The following is a 24,055-nucleotide window of genomic DNA, read 5'->3' as shown; positions in this document are numbered from 1 at the left end:
GCTCATACCGTGAGGTGCCGGCGCACCTCCTCGCGGTCGAGGTCCTCGGCCACCCCGGTAAAGACGATTTCGCCGCGATCCATGATGTAGACCTTGTCGGCGAGCTCGCGACAGAAATCGAGGTACTGCTCCACCAGGAGGATCGTCAGCCCGGACTGCTCCTTCAGGAACCGGATGGCGCGGCCAATATCCTTGATGATCGAGGGCTGAATGCCCTCCGTCGGCTCGTCCAGCACGAGAAGGCGCGGGCGCGTCACCAGCGCGCGGCCGATGGCAAGTTGCTGTTGCTGACCACCGGAAAGGTCGCCGCCGCGCCGCGACAGCATGGATTTCAGCACAGGGAACAGCTCGAAGACATGGGCCGGAATGGAGCGCTCGGCGCCCTTGACCGGCGCATAGCCTGTTTCGAGATTTTCCTTCACGGTCAGAAGCGGGAAGATCTCGCGCCCCTGGGGAACGAAGCCGATGCCACGCCGCGCACGAGCATAAGGCGGCTCGCGCCCCATCGCCTTGCCATCCAGCGCGATCTCGCCTGATTTCACCGCCTGCTGGCCGACGATGGCCGAGAGCAGGCTCGTCTTGCCGACGCCGTTGCGGCCCAGCACACAGGTGATCTGCCCCTCGGGCACTGTCATCGAGACATTCCGCAGCGCCTGCGCCGCGCCATAGAAGAGGTCGACATTGGAGACGGTCAGCATGGGCCCACTCGCGATCGAGAGAAGAGACGGTTCCGCTCGTAATCCACCGACGTCATCCTCGCGCGGAGCGCGGGGATCCATGCCACAACGATGACGTAGCCTCGTCGTCGCAGGCAAGGCGGCTTTGACGCCGGGGCATGGATCCCCGGCCCTATGGGCCGAGGATGACGCCGATTCAGGGAAGGCACGGTCATTATCGCCTCAAGCGCCTTCATCGGCCGAGATAGACTTCGATCACGCGGGGGTCGCGCGAGACGTGGTCGATGGAGCCTTCCGACAGCACCGAGCCTTCATGCAGGCACGTCACCTTGACGCCGAGTTCGCGGACGAAATGCATGTCGTGCTCAACGACGATGACGGAGTGCTTTTGAGCGATGTCGCGAAGAAGCCGCGCCGTCTCCTCGGTTTCCGCGTCGGTCATGCCCGCCACCGGCTCGTCGACGAGAAGAAGCTCCGGGTCCTGGGCGAGCAGCATGCCGATCTCCAGCCACTGCTTCTGGCCATGACTGAGGCCCGAGGCGAGGCGCTTGCGCTTATCGGTGAGACGGGTTGTGGCAAGAATCTCGTCGATCTTTCCCGCGTCCGCCGCGCTCTTCTTATGGAGCAGCGCCGTCAGGACGGAGCGCGAGCCGGAGAGCGACAGCGCGAGATTGTCCTCCACCGTATGGCTCTCGAACACCGTCGGCTTCTGGAACTTGCGGCCGATGCCCATGGAGGCAATGGCCGGTTCGTCGTGTTTGGTCAGGTCCACCTCGCCGCGAAAATAGACCTCGCCCGCATCGGGCCGCGTCTTGCCGGTGATGATGTCCATCATCGTCGTCTTGCCGGCGCCATTGGGGCCGATGATGGCGCGCATCTCGCCGCGCTCCAGCACCAGCGACAGGTTGTTGATCGCCTTGAAGCCGTCGAAGGTCTTGTTGACGCCGTTGAGGTAGAGCAGCGTCTCGCGCCGCGATCCGAGGGCCGCCTCGCGTGCCAGTCGCTCGGTCCGAAGCTGTGTCGCGTAAGGGTGCGGCGAGACGACGAACTCGCCGCCCTCGGTCTGCGGCGCGGCGCCCTGATCCATGGTCATCATCGCGCTACTCCGCCGCCTGCGAGGACACGCCGCCCTCTCCCATGCTCTCGCCCTTCTCGGCGCGCGCCGCGCGCCGGCGCTCCCTTAAGGCGCTCCAGCCATGGTCGATCGTGCCGACGATGCCGCGCGGCAGGAAGAGCGTGACAAGAACGAAGAGGCCGCCGAGAACGAAGAGCCAGTATTCGGGCGCCAATCCGGTGAAGACGCTCTTGCCGTAATTGACCAAGAGAGCGCCAATGACCGGCCCGAGCAGCGTTCCGCGCCCACCGACCGCCGCCCAGATGACGATCTCGATGGAATTGACGGGGGCAAACTCGCCGGGGTTGATGATGCCGACCTGCGGCACGTAAAGCGCGCCGGCGATGCCCGCCATCACCGCCGAGACGGTGAAGGCGAAGAGCTTCACATATTCCGGCCGCCAGCCGATGAAGCGTGTCCGGCTCTCAGCGTCGCGCACCGCCACCATCAGCTTGCCGAGCTTGGAGCGCGTGATCGCGCCCACCACCAAGACCCCAAGGGCGAGTGCGACGCAGCTCGCGGCGAAAAGCCCAGCCCGCGTCGTCTCCGCCTGGATCGGAAAGCCGAGGATATCCTTGAAGTCGGTGAGGCCGTTGTTGCCGCCGAAGCCCATGTCATTGCGGAAGAAGGCAAGGAGCAGCGCGTAGGTCATCGCCTGAGTGATGATGGACAGATAAACGCCGGTGACGCGGGACCGGAAGGCGAAGAAGCCGAAGACGAAGGCGAGCAGCCCCGGCACCAACACCACCATGATCGCGGCGAACCAGAACTCTCCGAAGCCGGTCCAGTACCAGGGCAGCTCCTTCCAGTTGAGAAACACCATGAAGTCGGGGAGGATCGGATTGCCGTAGACGCCGCGGCTGCCGATCTGGCGCATCAGGTACATGCCCATGGCGTAGCCACCGAGGGCGAAGAAGGCGCCATGGCCGAGCGACAGGATGCCGACGTAGCCCCAGACGAGGTCGAGCGCGAGGGCAAGCAGCGCGTAGCAGACATATTTGCCGATGAGCGGTACCAGATAGGCCGGGATATGGAACGGGCTGGAGGCGGGCAGAGCCAGCGTCGCCGCCGGCACCAGAACCGCGGCGGCGAGAAGCACGGCCACCAGCACGATGACGCGGGGTCCGAGGAAGCGCGCGAGGATCATGCGTCGACGAACCTTCCCTTTTGGGCAAAGAGCCCGCGCGGCCGCTTCTGAATGAAGAGAATGATGAGGACGAGCACCACGATCTTGCCGAGCACGGCGCCGGCGAAGGGTTCGAGAAGCTTGTTGAGGATGCCGAGCGTCATGGCGCCGACCAGCGTTCCCCAGAGATTGCCGACGCCGCCGAACACCACCACCATGAAGCTATCGATGATGTAGCCCTGGCCGAGATTGGGCGAGACGTTGTCGATCTGGGAGAGCGCGACGCCCGCCATCCCGGCGATGCCCGAGCCCAAGGCGAACGTCATCGCGTCGATCCAGGGCGTCCGGATGCCCATGGCCGAGGCCATTTTCCGGTTCTGCGTCACGGCGCGCATCTGGAGGCCGAGCGGCGTCTTGTTGAGCACCAGGAGCAGCGCGGCGAAGACGAGAAGCGCGAAGACGATGATCCACAGCCGGTTCCACGTGACCGACATCATGCCGACATCGAAGGCGCCGGACATCCAGTCGGGATTGCCCACCTGCCGGTTGGTAGGGCCGAAGATGCTGCGCACCGCCTGCTGGAGAACGAGGGAGACGCCGAAGGTGGCGAGCAGCGTTTCCAGCGGGCGGCCATAGAGGAAGCGAATGAGGGACCTCTCCAGCACGAGGCCCACCGCCGCCGACACCAGAAAGGCGAGCGGAATGGCGATGGCAAGCGACCACTCGAACAGGAACGGCGCCGATTGGCGGATCTGCTCCTGGACGACGAAGGTCGTATAGGCGCCGAGCATCACCATCTCCCCGTGGGCCATGTTGATGACGCCCATGACGCCGAAGGTGATGGCAAGGCCGATGGCGGCGAGAAGCAGGACGGAGCCGAGCGACAGGCCGTACCAGACATTCTGCGCCTGGCCCCAGAAGGCGATGTTGCTCTCGATGGCGGCGATTGCGCGCTCGGCGGCGCCGCGCGCCGCCTCGTCCTTGGTCGAGGAAGCGAAGGTCGCAAGCTTGTTCAGCGCCTCGCGGTCGCCGCGCTGTTCGAGCACCTTGGCGGCCGCCGCCTTCTCTTCTGCCGGCCGGTCGGACTCGAGCACGGCGGCGGCGCGCGCCTCTTCCATGCGCGCCTTGACGGTCGCGTCCGTCTCGGCGGCGATTGCCCCGTCGAGCGGCTCGATCATCTCGGGGTCGGCTTCTGAAAAGAGCGTATCGGCGGCGCGAAGGCGCTGGACTGCGTTTTCGGCGCGCAAGGTGAGAGAGCCGAGCGCCGCCGTCACCGCGACGCGGATGGAATTCTTGACGCGAACTTTCGTGAAGTCGTCCTTGGGCGCGGTGCCGGCATCGGCACCGGTCATGGGATCGGCGAGTTTCAGCGTGTCGCCGCTCTCCGTGGCGATGAAGACGGCCTCATCGCTCTTGCGCCAGTAGAGGTTGCCGTCGCGCAGCGCCCGCAAGGCCGGCGCCACGGCCGGATCGCCGGTCGCCGCCGCCTCCTTGATGTGCGTCTCCGTCTCGTCATAGCCCTGCTTGCCGCCGAACGACTGAACGATGGCAGCCGCATCGCCCTCGGCGGCCCAGACCGGCGCAGCGGCAAGACCTGCGAGAATGAGAAGCCAGAGAAGCGAGAGCCTCTTGAGCATGCAGCGCATCGAGCGTCCTGATCATCGAGGGACAGTCAAGGGCGGCCGGATCGGCGGCCGCCCCTCCTTCATCACGCCGTGGCGGCGTGCCGGCCCGGCCTACTTGGCCGCGTCGCCGAGGCACTTCTTCGCCTCGGTGTCATAGTTGCCGCACTTGAGGTCCACCCAGTCGGCCTCGAGCTTCTTCGACTCGGGCAGGAAGTCCGACCAGGCATCGCCCGGAACGAGGTCGTCCGTCTCGCTGACCACCTCGAACTGCCCGTCGGACTGGATCTCGCCAATCAGCACCGGCTTGGTGATGTGGTGGTTCGGCAGCATCTTGGACATTCCGCCCGTAAGATTGGCCTGCTCGACGCCCGGCAGCGCGTCGATCACCTTGTCCGGATCGGTGGTGCCGGCCTTCTCGACCGCCTTCACCCACATGTTGAAGCCGATATAATGGGCTTCCATCGGGTCGTTGGTCACGCGCTTGTCGTTGCCGATGAACTTGTGCCACTTGTCGATGAACTCCTTGTTCTCCGGCGTATCGACGGATTCAAAGTAGTTCCACGCGGCGAGATGGCCAACCAGCGGGCCGGTGTCGATGCCGGCGAGCTCTTCCTCGCCCACCGAGAAAGCGACGACCGGAATGTCGGTCGCCTTGATGCCCTGGTTGGCGAGCTCCTTGTAGAACGGCACGTTGGCATCGCCGTTGACGGTGGAGACGACGGCGGTCTTCTTTCCGGCCGAGCCGAAGTCCTTGATGGCCGAAACCTCGGTCTGCCAATCGGAGAAGCCGAAGGGCGTATAGTTGATCTTGATGTCCTCGGCTGCGACGCCCTTATCCTTGAGGTACTGCTCCAGGATCTTGTTCGTGGTGCGCGGATAGACGTAGTCGGTGCCCTCCAGCACCCAGCGCTGAACCCCCTCGTCCATCAGATAGTCGACGGCAGGGATCGCCTGCTGGTTGGGCGCGGCGCCGGTATAGAAGACGTTGCGCTCGGATTCCTCACCCTCGTACTGGACGGGGTAGAAGAGGATATTGTCGAGCTCCTTGAAAACCGGCAGCACGGACTTGCGCGACACCGAGGTCCAGCAGCCGAAGACGGCCGCGACCTTGTCCTGGCTGATCAGCTCGCGCGCCTTTTCGGCGAAGAGCGGCCAATCGGAAGCGGGATCGACGACGACCGCCTCCAGCGGCCGACCAAGCACGCCGCCCTTCTTGTTCTGCTCGTCGATGAGCATCAGCATGGCGTCCTTCAGCGTCGTCTCCGAAATGGCCATGGTGCCGGAGAGGGAATGAAGGATGCCGATCTTGATCGGCTCGCCGGACGGCTTGTCCTGCGCGAACGCGCCCGTGACGCAGAAGGAAGCGATCGCAGCGGCCGTGAGCGTGCCCAGCCGTTTCGTGCGAAGGTCCATGTGTCTTTTCTCCAACCGTTGATGCCCCGCGCTTGAGGTGCGCACGGACCAGCCTCGCAAGCACCGTGCCAAGACGGCGGAGAGAGACGGCGGATGGCGAATTTCCCGGTGACACGGCGCCAAGGGTCACCGACAGCCTAAGATCGCTTTATGAGCAGAAGCGAGTTATGAACAAATTCTGAACAGTCGGTGATTAACCTCTGCTCTCCGGCTCACACCATTTTGCGGGCGCGTGCCGTTGCGTCCGCTCGACCTTGCCGGAGTGCGGGCACCGTTCGCCCGTGAGTGCGCGCTGCGGCCCCCGGTCTGCCAAAACAGGCCGCCGACTTGTCCATCCTCGACACAAACCAGATGGACCAGCGAACTGCGGCAAAATTGCCACTGTCGGGCAAGGAGCCATCTCGTTCGACACCCGAGATATATCGCAAGCCTTATTGTCATGGAGGTTACATTTACCGGTGATTTACCCCCGCCGTCCCGCGACGGAGCAGTTTCCGTCGACGGAAGTCGCCAGAGGGGCCGCAATGTCATCCGAGTTCAGTTTTCATGATCATCAACGACGGCGCCACGCCGTTTCAGCTCGCGCGCGCATGCTGCTCTGCAGCGTCGCAATGATCAGCGCGCTCGCAACCCCCGCCCATTCCGACGACACGACCCCCAAGGGCAGCTTCCGCGTGTTGACCTTCAACACCTGGGGCGAGCGGTTCAGCGGCAGAGTTGCGAACATGTCGTCCTTCTTCAAAGGCGGCAATTACGACATCATCGCCATACAGGAGCTGTCGAACAAGCACTACCTGGATGACCTGCCGGGAATGCTGAAGGATCAGTGGCTGGGCGACTATAAGGCGCAGCGCGCCATGCAGGATTCGGGCATCCTGACCAGGCTTCCCGGCTCGACCGGCACGTCATCGGCCGGATACGGCATTCCCAACGTCGGCAACGGCGGCGTGGCCCTCGCCTTCATCGACGCACAGAACGGACTGCCGAAAATGACGGTCGGTTCCACCCATCTCGATTGGAGGGACGAGTCGGGCAGCCGCCTCATGCAGGCGAAGGCGCTCAATGAGCTGGCGGCTTCCTCCACGAGCCCGTTCCTCCTCACGGGCGATTTCAATGCCGGCGACGTGTCCGAGAGAGGTTTGAACCGCTCTATACAGCAGGCGCTGCTCTACACCCATCTCATCTATGACAGCGCGCCGTCGGCGCTTTGGAAGCAGCTCGGGCGCGAATATGCTCCTGATGGCAAGGCGGACGACGCCGAAGCCTATGTCGCGGCGATGCGCGCCACCGATTCCAACGGTAAGCAAAAGTACCGTAACGTCCTCCAGACCTACTTCGACAACAACCGCAGCGAGTTCCCTGGCAAGAACAGCATTTCCGATTTGAGCTGGCAGCAGTGGGCTTCCATCATCGAGAAAGACATGGCGTCCAGCGGACTGGAGCTGAAGGACGAGACCTATCCGGTGGCGAGCAACACCCCCGTCACGATGAACGTTCTGAAAAAGAACTACATTCTTCTGACGGACGAAGCGCACCGCGAAATCTACGCGCCTCTGGCCGCCGGCGACGGCATCAGCACCTGGACGTCTGCCGGTGAGGATGACACCAACACCTGGGCGAGCTGGGACCACGTCAAGATCGACCATTTCCTGGCCGCGCGCCCCTTCGGCAAGTGGTTCACGCTCGCCGACGATCCGAAAGATCCCTATGTGGGCGTGATGGAATCGGTCAGCGTCGGCAATGACGGAACGCCGCTTTCCGATCACAACACCGTCGCCCATACCGTCCGCTGGGTCGGTCCGGTGTTAGCGGACTATGCGGGCGATCCGGCGAAGAAGACGGTGATCTGGGGCGCCGACGCCAGCACGTTCGGCGAAGAGAAGACCGCCTATGTCGCTGGCGACGGCAAGAAGGAAACCCTCGACGGCTCGACCTTCTACCTGACCCGCAACAACGCCCGCACCGATGTCCGCCTCGGCCAGATTGCCGATGAGAACGGCAATCCCATCCTCGAGGGCCTGACGCTCGACGAAAAGAAGCAGGTTCTCGACTGCTACTCCAAGGACGCGCGCCTCAAGGCGGCCATCGCCGAATACTGCATCGATGATCATTCGTTCATCGGCGAGACGCAGATCAAGGACGGCGGCACGGTGATCGTCGACGAAGATCTAGCACTCGGCAATGCAAATGCCGCTCTGAAGCTCGACAACGGCACGCTGAGAATAGCCGGCACCAGCATGACGAGCCTCGAACGCAACGTCGTTCTGGAAGGCAAAGGCACCCTGGACGTTGCCTCAGCCGACAATCTTGTCACTGCTCCGGGAGTGATCTCCGGCAGCGGATCGCTGACCAAGGCGGGCACCGGCGCGCTGAATCTGACCGGCACCAATACCTACACCGGCGAAACCACGGTTGCCGCCGGCGCGCTCTTCGTCAACGGCTCGATTGAACACTCCCGCCTGACCACGGTCGAAGACGGCGCGCTTCTCGGCGGCAACGGCACGCTCGGCGGCCTGCTCGTCAAGAAGGGCGGCACGGTCGCACCGGGCAATTCGATCGGCAGGCTCATGGTCGACGGCGATGTGACGTTCGACCCCGGCTCCACCTACAAGGTCGAGATCGACGCCGACGGTCATGCCGACCAGATCGTCGCCAGCGGCGCCGCTACGATCAAGGGCGGAACTTTGGCAAGCGTCGCGGCGAACGGCAACTACCGGCCTGACACCAGCTACTCGGTGCTTTTGGCGGCGGGAGGCGTCACCGGATCGTTCGAAGAGGTCGTGACCAACATGGCCTTCCTGACGCCCTTCTTCGAGACCGAAGGGAACACCCTCAACCTCGCCATGGTGCGCAACGACATCGACTTCTCCGCGGTCGCCACCACGTCCAACGCGGCCGCCGTCGCCAACGCCATCGAAGGCGTCGGTCCCGGCACGATCTACAATGCCATTGTCGGCCTCGACGCCGGCACGGCGAATGCCGCGTTCGGACAGATGACCGGCGAGCTTTATCCCTCGCTCATGGGAGCACTCGCCGAGGACAGCCATTTCTTCCGCGATGCCGTTTCCGCCCGTTACGTCGGGGGAATTGCGATGCCATCGGCCAAGGAAGAGGCAAACGCCAAACCCTATAGCGTCTGGAGCCACGCCTACGGCGCCCATGGCAGGACGGAAGGCGACGGAGTCAGCTCTCTGGATCGCGATACGGGCGGCTTCTACTTCGGTGCCGACACGGCGATCGACGGCAATCTCAGCATCGGCGCGCTGGCGGGCTATGGTCATTCGTCCTTCTCTCTCCACCACGAGGGCGACAAGGCCGATGCTGATACCTATCTCGTCGGTCTCTATGGCGCCGCATCAGTCGACGCGCTGCGCTTCACCTTCGGGGCCAGCTACAGCTATGCCGACATCGACAGTGATCGGACCATCGACATTTCCCCGCTGTCGCAGACCCTCAAGGGCAGCTACGACGCCTCCACGGTGCAGGCGTTCGGCGAGGCAGCCTACGCCTTCACCTTCGACACGGCGATGATCGAGCCCTATGCCGGACTGGCGCAGGTCCACGTCTCGACCGATGGCTTCACCGAAAGCGGCGGAACGGCAGCGCTTGGCGTCGACGATGCCGACATGGACGTGACTTACATGTCGCTTGGCGTTCGAGCCGCTCAACGCTTCGCCCTCGGCGACAGGAGCGCGCTGCTTTCCGGCCAGATCGGCTGGCGCCATGCCTTCGGCGATGTAACGCCGGAAACGGCCATGACGATTTCCGGAAGCGCGCCTTTCGACATCGCGGGGGCTCCGATCAACGAGGACGCGGCCACGGTCAACGCCGGCATCGACTTCGATGTTTCCGAAAGCGCCAAGCTCTACCTCAACTACGCCGGTCAGTTTGCGGCAGATGGATCGGACAACGGCGTCAATGCCGGTCTGAAGGTGGCCTTCTAGGATCCGCCGGCTGGACGAAAGAACGGATGCCGGCCTCGCCGCCAACAATATTTGAGCTTCGCGGCCGGTATCCAACCCATTGAACGGAATACAAAAACACCCGGCCATGTCACCAACGCGACACGGCCGGGTTCCCTCTTGTCTCGTGGGCGACAGCGACGATCGGTGGCCGGGACTAGACGTAACGCCAACGTCTGGGAATCCGGGGGAATCAGAGGTCGTCATGCTTATGCTCGAAGGAGGCCAGCTCGCTTGGCTTGGGGCGATTTTGCTGTTGTTCGGCGAAATCGCGGCGCTGATGAGCCTTCCCAATCTTCCGCGTGTCGTGATCGTGTCGACCATCGCGGAGGTTGGCTACGTCCTGATGGGCCTCGGCCTCGGCGGGGCGGCGGGCGACACCGGCGCCTTCATGCACATTGGGTTTCAGGTGGTAATGCGCGGGCTGGTGGTCGTCACCGGCTGGTATCTCATCGCGCGCACCGGCTCATCCAATCTCGACGATCTTGCCGGCAGCGGCCGGCGCATGCCGCTGATGACGACGCTGTTCGGCTTCGGCATGTTCTCGGTGATGGGCCTTTCCCCCTTCAAGGGCTCCTTCTCCAAGTTCCTGATCCTCTATGCCGCCATCGAGCAGGGACGCTGGATGCTGGCCGCCATTGGCACGCTCGCCTCCATCATCGCCGCCGTCTACTACATGCTGGTCATCCAGAAGGTGTGCTTCCAGCGGCCCGACCGGCGCGTCGAGATGGAGGAGGTACCGGCGGGGGGCGCCAAAACGGTGGCCTACGTGCTCGCCGCCATCACCATCGCGATCAGCCTCTTCCCCCATCCCTTCCAGCATCTGGCAGAGAGCTTCGCCGGTGTCGGCGGCAAGGGCCTGGTGCCCGAGTTCGAATCGCCCTGGGCAAGCCTCGTGCTGGTGCCCTATGTCGGCGGCTTCGTGATCTACGCCATCGGCCACTACCTGCCGCGCTGGCGAGACGGGGCGGCGGTGCTGCTTTCCCTCGTCACCCTCGGCCTCGTCGTCATCGACACTTCCCTCGACCCCACCTCCAGGCTCTTCGCCCTGCTCTTTGCCGCCATCGCCGCGGTGATGATCGTCTACTCCGTCGGCTACATGGCGCGGACCGAGTGGACCAACCGCTACTACTTCTTTGCCTTCCTGATGATCGGCTCGATGCTGGGCCTCACTACCGCCCATGAGCTCGGAAACTTCTACGTCTATTGGGAGCTGATGACCTGGACCTCCTACTTCCTGGTCATCCAGGAGCAGACCCAGAAGGCCCTCAAGGCCGGCCTCATCTATTTCCTGATGTGCGCGGCCGGCGCCTATGTCATGCATTTCGGCATCCTGGTGGTCCACGCCGAGATCGGCTCCTTCGAGTTCGCCGCCCTCGCGGAGAAGGCCGCCGACTTCCCGCTCCTGACCGGAGCGCTGGCCAGCGCCTGCTTCTTCGTCGGCTTCGCGGTCAAGGCCGGCCTCGTGCCCTTCCAGGCCTGGCTGCCCATCGCCCACCCGCAGGCTCCCTCCTCCGTCTCCGGCCCGCTCTCCGGCATCCTGACCAAGGCCGGCTTCTTCGGCATCGCCAAGGTTCTCTTCTCGGTCATCGGCCTGTCGGCGCTATCGCGCTTTGCCCTCAAAGGCATCGACCTTCCCACCGTCCTTCTCGTCCTTGGCTGCGCCACCCTCATCTATGGTGAGGTGCGCGCCCTCCTCGAGAAGGAGCTGAAGCGCATGCTCGCCTTCTCGACGCTCGCCCAAATCGGCGAGATCGCCGCCATTCTCGGCCTCGGAACGGCACTGGCCACCGACGCCGCCCTCCTGCACATCACCAACCATGCGGTGATGAAGACGCTGCTCTTCTACGCCGCCGGCGCCTTCATCCTCAGGACCGGCCTGCGCCGCATCGACGACCTCGCGGGGCTTGGCCGCAAGATGCCGGTGACGGCGGGCCTCTATGCCCTCGCCTCCGTCGCCATCATGGGCCTGCCGCCCTTCTCCGGTTTCGTCTCCAAGTTCCTCATGGTCTATGCCGCCGTCGAGGCCGGCAACTACCTCGTCGCCGCCCTGCTCCTTCTCGGCGGCATCATCGGCGTCGTCTACTACACCCGCGTCGTCTCGATCCTCTTCTACCGCTCCTACAAGGGACCGGAGACGGTCAAGGACGCGCCCCTCTCCATGCTCGTCGCCATGGGAGCGCTGGGACTCGCCATCGTTCTCGGCGGCCTCTTCCCCAACTGGCAGCTCGCCCTCGTCAATGAGGCCGGCTCACTCATCGCGGCGCGCGGCGGCCTCGAGCCGGCACTCCTGCCGAACCTCGTCACCGAGTGGCCGGCCAGCGCGGCTCTCGCCATGATCGGCGCCATCGCCGTGCTCTTCACCGGCCGCTGGTCGGTGAAGTGGGCCGGACGTCTCGCCGTCGCCGTCACCATCGCCGCCCTCGCCGCGCTGCTGCTCGACGCCGGGCGGATGGACCTTCTTTCCCTCTCCTTCGCGGTTCTCATCGCCGGCGTCGGCGCGCTCAACCTGATGCACGCCACCGCCTACCTCGCCCACAGCCATGCCCAGGGACGCTTCTTCGCCGCCTTCCTGGTGATGATCGCCGGCCTGCTCGGCATGACGACAGCCAGAAACCTCTTCACCTTCTTCGCCTTCTGGGAGCTCATGTCGAGCTGGGCGCTGTGGGCCGCCATCGTCCACGAGGAGACCGAGGAGGCCCGGCGCGAGGGCTTCAAATACTTCCTCTTCAACACCGTCGGCGCCTCCTTCCTCTTCCTCGGCGTCACGCTCCTTGCCGCCGAGACCGGCACCTTCGAGCTCGGAGCGCTGACCGGCGCCGTGGCGGCGCTTCCCGTTGCGAAGATCGCCCCCGCCGTCGGCCTCATCCTTCTCGGCTTCGTCATGAAGGCCGCGCAGCTGCCCATCCGCATCGACTGGCAGATGCACCCGGCCGCCGCTCCCACTCCGGTTTCCGGCTACATCTCCGCCGTCCTGCTCAAGGCCGGCCCCTGGGCGGTGCTCAAGTTCGCCGCGCTGCTCGGCGGAACGGCCGCTCTCGCGCGGCTCGGCGGCACCGTTCCCGGCACCTTCGGCGAGGCCGGCGCCCAGCCTGTCCTGCTCTACATCGTCTCCGTCATCGCGGGCGTGACCATCGTCTATGCCGGCGCGATGGCGGTGCTGCAGAACGGCATCAAGCTGCTGCTCATCTATTCCACCGTCTGCCAGCTCGGATATGTGCTCCTGGCGCTCTCGCTCGGCACATCGCTCGGCGTCGCCGGCGGGCTCATGCACCTCGTCAACCACATGCTGCTCAAGGACACCCTCTTCCTGGTGGCCGGCGCGGTGATGATGCGCAACCACGCCACCACTCTCGACGAGCTCGGCGGCCTTGGGCGCAGAATGCCCCTCACCTTCGGCTTTTTCCTCTTCGCCGGGTTATCGCTGGCCGGCATTCCGCCGCTCAACGGCTTCACCTCCAAGTGGCTGATCTTCGAGGCGGCCTTCCAGTCGGGCCACTGGCTGCTTGGCGCCGCCGCCATGTTCTCCAGCCTCCTGACGCTCGCCGCCGTCCTCAAGTTCGCCCATGCCGCCTTCATGGGCGCGCCCACGGCCCGCGCCCTGGAGGCCGAGGAGGCGCCGCTCGCCATGCTCCTGCCGATGGCTACGCTCTGCGGCGCCAGCCTCCTCGTCGGCCTGATGCCCGGCCTCCTCCTGGTGCCCATCGCGGCGATCCAGGCCGAGCTCGGCATGGCCCCCATCGCCGCCACCCTCACCGGCCCGCTGCCGGGTGTCGAGGGCTTCAACCCCGGGGCTCTGGCCATCCTCGCCCTCGTCCTCGGCCTTATCTCCCTCGCCTGGCTCAGCCTCGGGCGGCGCGGCCGGATCGTGAGGACAGCCATCCACACCAGCGGCGCCGATCTCGCCGCCGAGGACACGCGCCTACCCGCCGCCAGCCTCTACGACCTCTCCTCAACCACGTTGCGCCACGTCCGAGACCTTGGCGGTCTCATCCCCGCGAACACGCCCAAGGACCGGTGACACCCATGTCGAACCAGATCGCCATCCTCATCGCCGTCTTCCTCTTCCCCGGCGGCCTCTTCGCCCTCGCCCTCGGCCTCGGCCTCAAGGGCGCCGACCGGCGCGTCGCCGCTCGCCTCCAGGGCCGCGTCGGGCCGCCGCTGGCCCAGCCCTTCTTCGATCTCGTCAAGCTGTCCTTCAAGACGTCCATGGTGCCGACCACCGCCAACGAGACGGTGTTCTTCGGTGCCCCCGTCGTCGGCGCCGTCTCCATGCTCCTCGCCGTCGCTTTGGTGCCGATTGCCGGCGTCTACACGCCGCCGACCCTGCTCGGGAACCTCCTGGTCCTGCTCTATCTCCTGATGGTGCCGGGGGTCGCCCTGATGATCGCGGGATCGGCCTCCTCCTCCCCCTATGGCGCTCTCGGCTTCACCCGCGAGATGATGATCATGCTCGCCTATGAGGGGCCGATCGTCCTCGTCGTCGCCGCCGTAGCCCTCCACACCGGCGCCCTGCAGGGCGGCGTCGTCACCTTCTCCCTGACCGAGATCGTCGCCTATCAGCGCGCCAACGGCGCCTTCCTCTTCGACCCCGTCATGTGGCCGGCCATCGCCGCCTTCGCCCTCTTCTTCCCCGCCAATCTCGGCATCGTCCCCTTCGACATCCCTGAAGCGGAGACCGAGATCCTCGAGGGACCCCTGCTGGAGTATTCCGGGCCAGCCCTCGGCCTCTTCAAGGTCATGTCGGCCTTGAAGGCCGTCGTCGTCCTCGGCCTCGGCATCGCCCTCTTCGCTCCCTTCGGGCCGGACGGCATCCTCGGCCTTGTCACATGGCTCGTCGAAATCCTCGTGCTCATGCTTCTCGGCGTGACCGCCATTCGCCTCTCGTCGGGGCGCATGCGCATCGACCAGGCCTTCGGCTTCTTCCTGAAGTGGCCGCTGATGCTCGCCGCCGCCAGCCTCGTCGCCGTCGTCGCGGCCTGAGGAGATCGGCGATGAACATCCTCGCCTCCTTCAAGAACGTCGCGGTGAAGTCGCCCTGGATCTACCGGATCAACGCCGGCTCCTGTAACGGCTGCGACGTGGAGATGGCGACCTGCGCCCTCATCCCGCGCTACGACGTTGAGCGCCTCGGCTGCCAGTATTGCGGCAGCCCGCGCCACGCCGACATCGTCCTGATCTCGGGGCCGCTCACCCGGCGCGTGCTCGACGCGACGCGCCGCGTCTTCGACGAGGTTCCCGAGCCCAAGGTGACGGTGGCCGTCGGCGTCTGCCCAATCTCGGGCGGCATCTTCCGCGAGAGCTATGCCGTCCTCGCCCCCATCGACCAGTACTTCCCCGTCGACGTCAACGTGCCCGGCTGCCCGCCGCGCCCCCAGGCCATCATCGAGGGCGTCGCCAAGGCCATCGAGATCTGGCGAGAACGGCTGTAGGAAAAGATTGCCAATCACTCTGGCATAGGCCAGGGGCCGATAGACGGGCTGAGAATCCCCCGCGAACGCTAGCGACCAAGGCGGGAGAAGAATCAACCCAAGGACGCACCCGCAGATCAAGGAGAGCTGCCAGGAGTTGCCGCCGCGATGCATGCGACACTCTACCGCTTGCCACCGCCCCCGCTGGACCGCCCCAAAATAACGCATTTGGGCCCGTTTTGACGGCGATAAAGGAGGTTCCCACTTAGTGGATGGGAGCCTTCACATTTTGCTATGGCTCGACCCCGAGGCTGCTCCGATAACGGCTCGGCCCGCAAGTTTCGCTCCCCGGTGGCGGTAAGCGACCTTGCGGATCGGTCTGACGCGAGCCCTGTTTGCCCGTGCCATGCCCGAGGAGCGGCACCCAAGACCGCCAGGGCTTTCCGTCGACCGACGAGAACCGGCCTCCGCCTGCCGGCGACCGAATGGGAGATGGGTCGTCCGATGGTTCAGATGACCAATTGCGGCAGCGATTGCTGCCTTGTCGAAATGGACATGGCGACGCTTCTGATGAAGCAGTGCCTGAGCTGCCCCTCGCTGGACGCGATCGATCAGCCCTTGCCGACCAACCGGCAGATTGCCCCGACGAGGGCTCCGATCACCGACAGCAACGCTCTGATCTCCATCCGCCAGCGCTTCCTCAAGGAGGGAATGGCGCCGCGAGAGATCCCCCTGCCGATCCTCCGCTCCTGGCAGCGCAGCGCGGCCAGCGGCATCAACCTTGAAAAGAGACCCTCTCCCGCCTTTCCGCAGCGGGAGGATATTCTTCGCTTCCTCGACGAGAATGAGGATCTTGTCCAGGCTGCCTGGGGCGAGGTCGAGGCGCTGAGCCGCGAAATGCGCGAGTCCGGCGGTGCGGTGATCCTGACCGATGCGAACGGTGTGCTGCTCATGCGGGTCGGCAGCGCCGATTTCGCCGAGGAGGCGGATCGCATCGCCCTCCATCCCGGCGCGCATTGGGGCGAGACCTCCTTCGGCACCAACGCCATCGGCGCGGCGCTTGCCGAGGGACGCCCCATCTCCGTCATCGGCGGCGAGCACTTTCTCACCGCGCACAGCGCGGTCAGCTGTTCGGCAGCGCCAATCCTCGACCCTGCCGGCAAGATCGTTGGCGTCCTCGACCTTTCGACCGGCTCGCACGTGCCGCATTGCCATTCATTGGCGCTGCTCCAACGATCCGTGGATCAGATCGAGCGAAGGCTGTTCGAGCAACGGCACGCACAGTCGGAGAGGATGCACATCCATCCGAACCCCTACATTCTCGGCAGTCCGCACGAGGGCATCGTCGCCTTCGAAGATGACATTCTCGTCGGCGCCAACCGCAACGCCATGGATCTTCTCGGCCTGACTTGGCAGGACATCGGCGTCACGCGATTTTCGCAGATCTTCTCGCTTCAGCGCCCCAACATGGACGGCAGGGCCGGCGCGGACGACATCATCATTCAGACCGCGAGAGGCTCGACGCTCTTCGCGCGGATCGAGAAGCCGCTTCGCCCGCTCAACGAGCGCCCTAATCCGGCCGCAGCTCGGGCGGCGAAGATCTGCGCACACCGATACGACGAGCAGCCGCAGATCCAGGACACCGTGGAACGTCTTCTCGCCGGTGCGATGCCGGGCACATACAAGGTCCGCCGGTTCAAGAGCGGACATCTCATCTACGGCTCCGACGAAATCGACGATGGCGAAGAATCCATCCTCATCATGCGCAGCGGGCAGCTTCGCTGCTTCAGTTCCTTCGAGGGCCGCGAGCTCACGCTGTTCACGCTCAACGGCGGCGACGCCCTATCGCTCAGGGCCGAGACCTTGCTCGAGGTCAAGAAGGACTGCGAATTCCTCACTCTTCGCAACTCGAACTTCCGGCGGCTGGCCTACGAGGACCCCGATCTCGCCCTTGCGGTCATGCCGGTGATCGAGCGGATGCTGCAACGGTCGATCCGGATGAACGAGGCGATGGCCTTTCACAGCGTTCGCCACCGCCTGGTGCGGGCGCTCTGCGACGCGGTCGATCGGGAGGGGCGGCGCACCAGGCAGGGCGTCATCCTCGATACGGCGCCCAACGCCGAAGACCTGGCGATGCAGATCGGCGCCGTGCGCCAGTCCGTATCCACGGCGCTCGCCGACCTCATCCGAGGCGGCATCATTCAGCGTCTGGGCGCCAACGCCATGATCGTTCCCAATGTGAAGCGGCTTCGGGCCGAGCTCGACCTGATCAAATGACGGTCCGCTCTTTGGGAGGTCGCGTCAACGCCTCCCATCCACTGAAGCCGGTTCGAAGGCGATCAGCGTTCGACATTCGCCAAAAAAGGCGACACCGGCATCATACAGCCATGGCGAAAATAGCTTAGCGCCTGCTAGTCTGTTTCCGGCCGGCCTCGAGGGTTTTCCTCCTCGCGGCCGGTTTCGCATGAGTATCGACAGGGCTGGAGAGTTGCATTGCGGCGGCGCGAACGAATCGAAAGGCTGAGGCAGGACCGACCGTTCGACCTTTTGGTGATCGGCGGCGGGGCGACCGGCTGCGGTATCGCGGTCGACGCGGCGACGCGTGGCCTCGCCACGGCGCTGGTCGAGCGCTTCGACTTCTGCGAGGGCACGAGCAGCCGCTCGACCAAGCTCGTCCATGGCGGTGTCCGCTATCTCGAGGCGGCGGTGAAGCATTTCGACCGGGCGCAGTTCACGCTGGTGCGCGACGCGCTGCGCGAGCGTGGCGCGTTCCTCGCCAACGCGCCGCACCTGTCTCGCCCTCTGGCGATGGTCACGCCGATCTATTCCTGGTTGGAGGTTCCTTATCTCTATGCGGGATTGAAGCTCTACGATCTTCTTTCGGGCCGCATGAACATCGGTCACAGCCGGCTGATCGGCGCAAGCGAAGCCAAGAAACGCTTTCCACACCTCAAGACCCAAGGGCTCAAGGCCGCCGTGGTCTATTACGACGGTCAGTTCATCGACACCCGCATGGGGCTGGCGCTGGCCCTGACGGCCGAACATGCCGGCGCGGCAATTGCCAATCATGTCGCTGTCGTCCGCCTGATCCACGAGGGAAGCCGCCTCGCCGGGGCCGAATTGGAGGATCGCCTCACGGGAGAGCGGTGGGAGGTTCGCGCAAAAGCGATCATCAATGCCGCCGGCCCCTTTGCCGACGGAATCCGCCGCCTCGACGATCCGGCGGCGCGCCCCATCCTCAAGACCAGCGCCGGCGTCCACATTCTCCTGGACGGCCGCTTCGTACCCGGCGACGCAGGCCTTCTGGTGCCGAAGACCGACGACGGCCGCGTTCTCTTTATTCTGCCTTGGCAGGGTCATGCCCTGGTCGGCACGACAGACACGGAAAGCCCGCCACTGGAGCATCCGGTCGTGAGCGAGGCCGACATTGATTATCTGCTCGATTACGTTCGGCGCTATACCGACCTTCCCGTGTCGCGGCAGGATGTTCGCGCGGCCTGGGCCGGCGTGCGGCCGCTGGTCTTCGACCCCGATGCCAAGGATACTGCGGCGCTCGCGCGCGACCATGTCATCATCGAGGACCGGTCCGGTCTTCTCACCATCTCGGGCGGCAAGTGGACCACCTATCGTCTCATGGCCGAGCAGGCGGTGGACCGGGCCGCAGCGCAGGCGGGGCTTACCGCGATCCAGTCCCGCACCGCGCAGATGCAGGTCTGGGGCGCTACTGCCTTTAGCAAGGACGGCGCGCGCGAGCTCGCAGTGCGCTTCGGTCTCGCTTCCGATATCGCCGATCATCTCCACCGGACCTATGGCGACGTCGCCCCGGCGGTGGCGACCCTGGCCAACGAGGAAAGACGCGGAGAGCGACTGCACCCTGACCATCCCTATATCGAGGCGGAAGTCATCCACGCCTTGCGAAGCGAAGCGGCGGAACGAGCCGCCGACGTTCTATGCCGCCGCCTGACGCTGGCCCTTGTCGACACAGATGCCGCCATGGCCACCCTCCCCTGCGTCGTAAGCCTGATGGCCGAGGAACTCGGCTGGGACGAGGCGCGAAAGGAGCAGGAGGCGGACGCGGCGGCGGCCCGTCTGGCCGAGGCCCTCTAGAGCCGCCTTTGACCTATGAGCAATTCCGGACAAAACCGCTCCACATTTTTGCTGGAGTTGCTCTAAGGCACGCACGGTGCTGGAAAGTCGCATGACTTTTCGGCGCTGTTCCAGACCGGATTATCGGAGTGCAACAGCAGCGCGCCAAGTCGCGTATCACTTGAGATCCGATTGTGCGATTCTTCACAATTCGAGGCTGGCAATATGACGCTTCGCGGTGCGCCTTCGCCGATCACCGGCCATGCGGTATCCACCGCTGAGCCAGTTTGCCCCCATTAAAGTATAGACCCAAGCTTTCTTCAGAAAATCACGGCGGTCCCCGACAATAGATCAGCGCCCCTCTCGGCGCGATCTGTCTTGACCGAAGGCCGCGCTCAAACTAGCATTATTTTCACAGTCGGTGCTTGGCGGCGGTCTGGGAGGCACGGTCCGCAAACAGCCATGACGTTGAAGGGCCCATGCGAGGCCCGGCGCCGGCACGGGAGGACGGGTGCCAGCATGATGGCATTTTCTCGCATTCGCGCGGTGCGACGGTTTGCGCCGCTTGAGCGTGCGCGGGCAGCATTGGCCGCCCCCAGCGTGGACGGAGCGGCGCAATGACCGCGGCATTCTCGAAGGCGCTGCGCGAGATCCTGGCGCCGATGGACGCCTCCTTCGAAGCCTTCTCCCACGACTATCCGTTCCCCTATTCGGGCTGGCATTACCACCCGGAGTACGAGATCCATCTCATCACCAAAAGCAAGGGATCGTTCTATGTCGGCACCTTCGCCGGCGAGTTCGAACCTGGCAACCTGGTCATGACCGGGCCGCTCCTGCCGCATATGTGGGTGAGCACCGACAGCGGGGATGATTGGGATCCGATCCGAAAGCAAATTCCGGAGCGCGACGTGGTCGTGCATTTCTCCGAGCGCTTTGCCGCTTCCTGCCTTCAATCCTTCGAGGACTGCGCGTCGTTGAAGACGCTGCTCGACGAGGCTCACTCGGGCGTTCAGCTCTCATCCAAGACCTCGCGCCGTGCCGGCGTCATTCTCGAGGATCTCATGGAGGCGCGCGGCCTCGACCGTCTGGCACGCTTCTTCCGGCTCATCTCGGTGCTGGCCGACGATCCCGACCGCCGCTGCCTGTCCTTCGCCTTGCCGCAGGGCCCGATGAAGATGGCCGGGCGCCTCAACGCCGTTCTCGCCTACATCGCGGACAACTTCAGCCGCAGCGATCTGACCTGCGCCTCGATCGCCGCCGCGCACGACATGAGCCCATCGGCGCTCTCTCGCGCCTTCGAGAAACACGCCAACTGCCCCTGCGTCGAATATATCAACCGGCTGAGGGTCTATAAGGCCTGCCAGCTCCTCGCGGAGACCGAGGTGCCGGTGACGACCATCTGCTACGACGTCGGCTATGACGTCCTGTCGACGTTCAACCGCAATTTCCTGCGCTTCATCGGCACGACGCCCTCGGAGTTTCGTGCCCGGCGCGCCTTTGGCCCGGACGGCAAGCAACGCTTCGACCAAACCAATTCGCGGCTTGGCGGCGCATTGATGGCGGGAGACATCCGGGCAGCGAGCGGGCGACCCAATCTCGTGCCTGGCGCCTCGGCCCTTTATAAAAAAATCGATTAGCCCCGCGCCGGCCGACCTCTTCGCTTATCCGCCATGCGAGCACCCGCGTCGGTCCCAGCCGACGCGGGTGCCTTTGCGTTCGGCTATCCCCTTGGCACGTCGCGCGAATTGAACCATTGCGCACACTGCCATCTGGTCACCCGCCGCAATGCCGGGCGCGCGAGCGGCGAGCGGCGCGCGGCCAAAAGTCTTCCAGCGCTTTCAGCAAAACCTGCAATTACATTTCGAAAAAAATGCATAGCGAGGTTGTCCTGGATGAAGCAACACTCTGCAAGTATTCGAAAGTCACCATTCGACGAAGCAAGCAAGCGAGCATGGGAGGGTCGGCACAATGGAAGTGACCGGCGTCGTTCTGGAGCGTCCTCATAGCCTTTCGATCCGAAAAATCGAAGTACCTTGGACCTCAGAACCCGGACCGAACGAAGTTCTTATCGCGGTCAATACGGTGGGCATTTGCGGGAGCGACGTCCACTACTATGAATATGGCAATATCGGCGATTTCGTCGTTCGGGAGCCGATGATCCTCGGCCATGAGGCATCCGGCGTCGTCCGCAAGGTCGGCTCCGCCGTCAAGCACCTCAAGGAGGGTGATCGGGTGTGCATGGAGCCGGGGATTCCGGACTTCATGTCCCTTCAGACCCTGCGCGGCATGTACAATCTCGATCCTGCTGTGCGCTTCTGGGCAACGCCGCCGGTGCATGGCTGTCTGACGCCCGAGATCGTTCACCCGGCCTCTCTCACCTATCGCCTGCCGGACACTGTCAGCTTTGCTGAAGGCGCCCTGGTGGAGCCGCTGGCCATCGGCGTCTATGCCGCCAAGAAGGCGAAGATTCAGCCGGGCGATATCGCTGTCTTGGCCGGTGCCGGGACCATCGGCATGATGGTGGCCTATTCGGCGCTGGCGGCGGGTTGCGCGGAAGTCATCGTTTCCGATTTCGCCAAGGAGAAGCTGGCGATCCTCGGCAAGCGCCCGGAGATCACCACCGTCGATCTCGGCAGCCAGGACCTCATGGAGGTGGTAGCGGAACGCACCAATGGGCGCGGCGCCGACGTCTTCTTCGAGGCGAGCGGCAGCACCAAGCCCTTCGACACCATGTTCAAGGTGGTCGCACCCGGCGGGCGCATCGTTCTCGTCGGCATGCCGGCGGAAAAGCCGGCCTTCGACGTGGTGGCGCTGGAGGTTAAGGAAATCTCCCTCACCGGCACCTTCCGCTATGCCAATGTTTGGGATCGGACGCTCAACCTGCTCGGCAGCGGCAAGATCGACGTCAAGCCTCTGATCAGCGAGACCTACCCGTTCGAGAAGTCGATCGAGGCCTTCGAGAGGGCCGCCGAACACCGGCCATCGGACGTCAAGATCCAGATCAAGCTCTGAATTTCGCAGCATCCGGGCCGCGCCAACCACTGGCGCGGCCCGCTCAAACGATGGCGCGGTCTCGCGCCGTCGCATGGCAGGCATTGCCTGCCCTCAGCCGCCGGAACCAACCGGCGAGGCAACGGATGGGAGGAGGAAACCATGCCGGAACCGATGCTGTCGATGTCGCACATCAAGAAGAGCTTTGGCGGCGTCAAGGCTCTGGTGGATGGCAATCTCGACCTGGAAGCCGGGCGAATCCACGCCCTGTGCGGCGGCAATGGCGCCGGCAAGTCTACGATTCTGTCCATCCTGATGGGCTTCTATAAGCCCGACGCGGGCGAAATCCGCCTGAACGGCGAGCCCGTGCAGTTCCATTCGCCGCAGCAGGCGCTCGCCGCCGGGATCGCCATCGTTCAGCAGGAGCTGAGCGGCATCCCGCATCTCACCGTGGCCGAGAATATCTTCCTCGGCGAGGAACCTCGGCGCGGCGCCTTCGTCGATTTCCCCAAGCTCTACCGCCAGGCCGACGCGCTTCTGTCATCACTCGGCTTCGCGATCGACCCTCGGGCGCGGCTGGACACGCTGACGGTTGCCTCCCAGCAGCTCATCGAGATCGCCAAGGCCCTATCGCGCCACGACGCCCGGATCGTGATCTTCGACGAGCCGACATCGGCCATCGGCGAAAAGGATGCCGAGCGGCTGTTCGAGGTGCTGCGCGAACTCGCGGCGGCCGGCAAGGCGATCGTCTACGTCACCCACCGGCTGGCGGAGATTTTCCAGATCGCCGACGATTACACCGTCTTCCAGGATGGCGCGCGGGTGGCGACGGGACAGGTCGCGGACATCAACCGCGAGCGGCTGATCGAAATGATGATCGGCGGTGCCATCGAGGGCGAATTCGTCAAGGAAAACGCTCCGACGGCCGAACCGGTTCTCGAGCTTTCGGGCCTCGGCCGCGCCCCCTGGTTCGAGGGCGTCGACCTGACGCTTCATGCCGGCGAGATTCTCGGGGTGTACGGGCTGGTCGGCTCCGGGCGCACCGAGATGCTGGACACGATCTACGGTCTGGAGACGCCGGACGAGGGCGAGATCAAGGTGTTCGGCCGACCGCTGCCGCCGGGTGACGTCAAGGCGGCGCTCGCCACCGGCCTTTCCTATGTCACCGAAGACCGCAAGCGCACCGGCCTTATTCTGTCGGCCTCAGTGGGTTCTAATCTCTCGCTGGCCCATCTTCGCCATCTTCACAGCCTCGGCTTCGTCAAGCGACCGGCGGAGCGCGCCCTCATCGATCGCGCCATCGCCGGAATGCGCATCAAGACGCCGAGCCCGGCGCAGCTTGTGCGCAACCTGTCGGGCGGCAATCAGCAAAAGGTGGTCTTCGGCCGCTGCACGGCGGGCGAACCAAAGATCCTGCTGCTCGACGAGCCGACGCGCGGCGTCGATGTCGGCGCCAAGAAGGAAATCTACCGCTTCATCTCCAACTTCGCGCGCGCCGGCGGCGCGGTGCTCATGGTCTCCTCGGAGCTCGACGAGATCATCGGCATGAGCGACCGCGTGTTGGTCATCAAGCAGGGCCGGAACGTCGCGGAGCTGCCGCGCAGGGCGGCGGACCAAAAGTCCCTCATGATGGCGGCGCTGTGATGGAAC

Annotated in this window: 14 protein-coding genes; 9 read left to right on the top strand and 5 right to left on the bottom strand. The window is 64.6% G+C overall.

The features are described 5' to 3' along the window. Positions 1-2: 2 nt before the first annotated feature. The 5 genes from urtE to urtA form a co-directional block, all read right to left on the bottom strand. Complete coding sequence (urtE, locus tag B5D38_RS15365) at positions 3-698, bottom strand: urea ABC transporter ATP-binding subunit UrtE (protein ID WP_078709319.1); 696 nt, start codon at positions 696-698, stop codon at positions 3-5. A gap of 211 nt (positions 699-909) precedes the next feature. Next, positions 910-1,773, bottom strand: a complete 864-nt coding sequence (urtD, locus tag B5D38_RS15360; RefSeq protein WP_245319264.1) for an urea ABC transporter ATP-binding protein UrtD — start codon at positions 1,771-1,773, stop codon at positions 910-912. Between the two features lie 4 nt (positions 1,774-1,777). Then, on the bottom strand, positions 1,778-2,938 hold the full coding sequence (gene urtC / locus B5D38_RS15355) for an urea ABC transporter permease subunit UrtC (protein WP_078709318.1): 1,161 nt from the start codon (positions 2,936-2,938) through the stop codon (positions 1,778-1,780). Continuing rightward, positions 2,935-4,554 (bottom strand): urea ABC transporter permease subunit UrtB, encoded by a 1,620-nt coding sequence (urtB, locus tag B5D38_RS15350; RefSeq protein ID WP_078709393.1) that lies wholly within the window; start codon positions 4,552-4,554, stop codon positions 2,935-2,937. The genes urtC and urtB overlap by 4 nt, the downstream gene beginning before the upstream one ends. A 99-nt stretch (positions 4,555-4,653) precedes the next feature. Further along, entirely contained in the window at positions 4,654-5,955 is a 1,302-nt protein-coding gene (gene urtA, locus B5D38_RS15345; RefSeq protein WP_078709317.1) for an urea ABC transporter substrate-binding protein, read from the bottom strand. A 611-nt stretch (positions 5,956-6,566) separates the two neighbouring features. On the opposite strand from urtA, the gene B5D38_RS15340 reads away from it, so the two are divergent. The 9 genes from B5D38_RS15340 to B5D38_RS15300 all read left to right on the top strand — a co-directional run bounded on the left by B5D38_RS15340 (position 6,567) and on the right by B5D38_RS15300 (position 24,049). After that, positions 6,567-9,899, top strand: a complete 3,333-nt coding sequence (locus B5D38_RS15340; RefSeq protein WP_245319262.1) for an autotransporter domain-containing protein — start codon at positions 6,567-6,569, stop codon at positions 9,897-9,899. Positions 9,900-10,122: 223 nt separating this feature from the next. Beyond that, positions 10,123-13,938 (top strand): proton-conducting transporter transmembrane domain-containing protein, encoded by a 3,816-nt coding sequence (locus B5D38_RS15335; protein ID WP_207552969.1) that lies wholly within the window; start codon positions 10,123-10,125, stop codon positions 13,936-13,938. A 5-nt stretch (positions 13,939-13,943) separates the two neighbouring features. Next, positions 13,944-14,900 carry a respiratory chain complex I subunit 1 family protein gene (locus B5D38_RS15330; RefSeq protein WP_078709315.1) on the top strand — a complete coding sequence of 319 codons (957 nt, stop codon included), beginning with the start codon at positions 13,944-13,946 and terminating at the stop codon, positions 14,898-14,900. Positions 14,901-14,911: 11 nt separating this feature from the next. Beyond that, positions 14,912-15,349, top strand: a complete 438-nt coding sequence (locus tag B5D38_RS15325) for an NADH-quinone oxidoreductase subunit B family protein (RefSeq protein ID WP_078709314.1) — start codon at positions 14,912-14,914, stop codon at positions 15,347-15,349. Positions 15,350-15,820: 471 nt separating this feature from the next. Next, positions 15,821-17,605 carry a GAF domain-containing protein gene (locus B5D38_RS15320; protein WP_207552968.1) on the top strand — a complete coding sequence of 595 codons (1,785 nt, stop codon included), beginning with the start codon at positions 15,821-15,823 and terminating at the stop codon, positions 17,603-17,605. A gap of 216 nt (positions 17,606-17,821) precedes the next feature. Next, on the top strand, positions 17,822-19,435 hold the full coding sequence (locus tag B5D38_RS15315) for an FAD-dependent oxidoreductase (protein ID WP_078709312.1): 1,614 nt from the start codon (positions 17,822-17,824) through the stop codon (positions 19,433-19,435). Positions 19,436-20,031: 596 nt separating this feature from the next. Beyond that, positions 20,032-21,051, top strand: a complete 1,020-nt coding sequence (locus tag B5D38_RS15310) for an AraC family transcriptional regulator (protein ID WP_078709311.1) — start codon at positions 20,032-20,034, stop codon at positions 21,049-21,051. 331 nt (positions 21,052-21,382) lie between these two features. Next, positions 21,383-22,426, top strand: a complete 1,044-nt coding sequence (locus tag B5D38_RS15305) for an NAD(P)-dependent alcohol dehydrogenase (RefSeq protein ID WP_078709310.1) — start codon at positions 21,383-21,385, stop codon at positions 22,424-22,426. Positions 22,427-22,567: 141 nt separating this feature from the next. After that, the gene (locus B5D38_RS15300; RefSeq protein WP_078709309.1) at positions 22,568-24,049 is read left to right on the top strand and encodes a sugar ABC transporter ATP-binding protein; all 1,482 of its coding nucleotides are present in this window, start codon (positions 22,568-22,570) and stop codon (positions 24,047-24,049) included. The last annotated feature ends 6 nt before the right edge of the window (positions 24,050-24,055 follow it).

This window comes from Consotaella salsifontis, from assembly GCF_900167365.1.
Taxonomy (GTDB): Bacteria; Pseudomonadota; Alphaproteobacteria; order Rhizobiales; family Rhizobiaceae; genus Consotaella; species Consotaella salsifontis.
Note: the sequence above shows the minus strand (reverse complement) of the source record. Positions and strands in the feature narration are given on the sequence as shown.

What these genes read in the sequence shown, in the direction of transcription:
- urtE (WP_078709319.1), bottom strand. Translation starts at nt 698, where the DNA reads ATGCTGACCGTCTCCAATGTCGACCTCTTCTATGGCGCGGCGCAGGCG.
- urtD (WP_245319264.1), bottom strand. Translation starts at nt 1,773, where the DNA reads ATGATGACCATGGATCAGGGCGCCGCGCCGCAGACCGAGGGCGGCGAG.
- urtC (WP_078709318.1), bottom strand. Translation starts at nt 2,938, where the DNA reads ATGATCCTCGCGCGCTTCCTCGGACCCCGCGTCATCGTGCTGGTGGCC.
- urtB (WP_078709393.1), bottom strand. Translation starts at nt 4,554, where the DNA reads ATGCTCAAGAGGCTCTCGCTTCTCTGGCTTCTCATTCTCGCAGGTCTT.
- urtA (WP_078709317.1), bottom strand. Translation starts at nt 5,955, where the DNA reads ATGGACCTTCGCACGAAACGGCTGGGCACGCTCACGGCCGCTGCGATC.
- B5D38_RS15340 (WP_245319262.1), top strand. Translation starts at nt 6,567, where the DNA reads ATGATCAGCGCGCTCGCAACCCCCGCCCATTCCGACGACACGACCCCC.
- B5D38_RS15335 (WP_207552969.1), top strand. Translation starts at nt 10,123, where the DNA reads ATGCTTATGCTCGAAGGAGGCCAGCTCGCTTGGCTTGGGGCGATTTTG.
- B5D38_RS15330 (WP_078709315.1), top strand. Translation starts at nt 13,944, where the DNA reads ATGTCGAACCAGATCGCCATCCTCATCGCCGTCTTCCTCTTCCCCGGC.
- B5D38_RS15325 (WP_078709314.1), top strand. Translation starts at nt 14,912, where the DNA reads ATGAACATCCTCGCCTCCTTCAAGAACGTCGCGGTGAAGTCGCCCTGG.
- B5D38_RS15320 (WP_207552968.1), top strand. Translation starts at nt 15,821, where the DNA reads ATGGGTCGTCCGATGGTTCAGATGACCAATTGCGGCAGCGATTGCTGC.
- B5D38_RS15310 (WP_078709311.1), top strand. Translation starts at nt 20,032, where the DNA reads ATGACCGCGGCATTCTCGAAGGCGCTGCGCGAGATCCTGGCGCCGATG.
- B5D38_RS15305 (WP_078709310.1), top strand. Translation starts at nt 21,383, where the DNA reads ATGGAAGTGACCGGCGTCGTTCTGGAGCGTCCTCATAGCCTTTCGATC.
- B5D38_RS15300 (WP_078709309.1), top strand. Translation starts at nt 22,568, where the DNA reads ATGCCGGAACCGATGCTGTCGATGTCGCACATCAAGAAGAGCTTTGGC.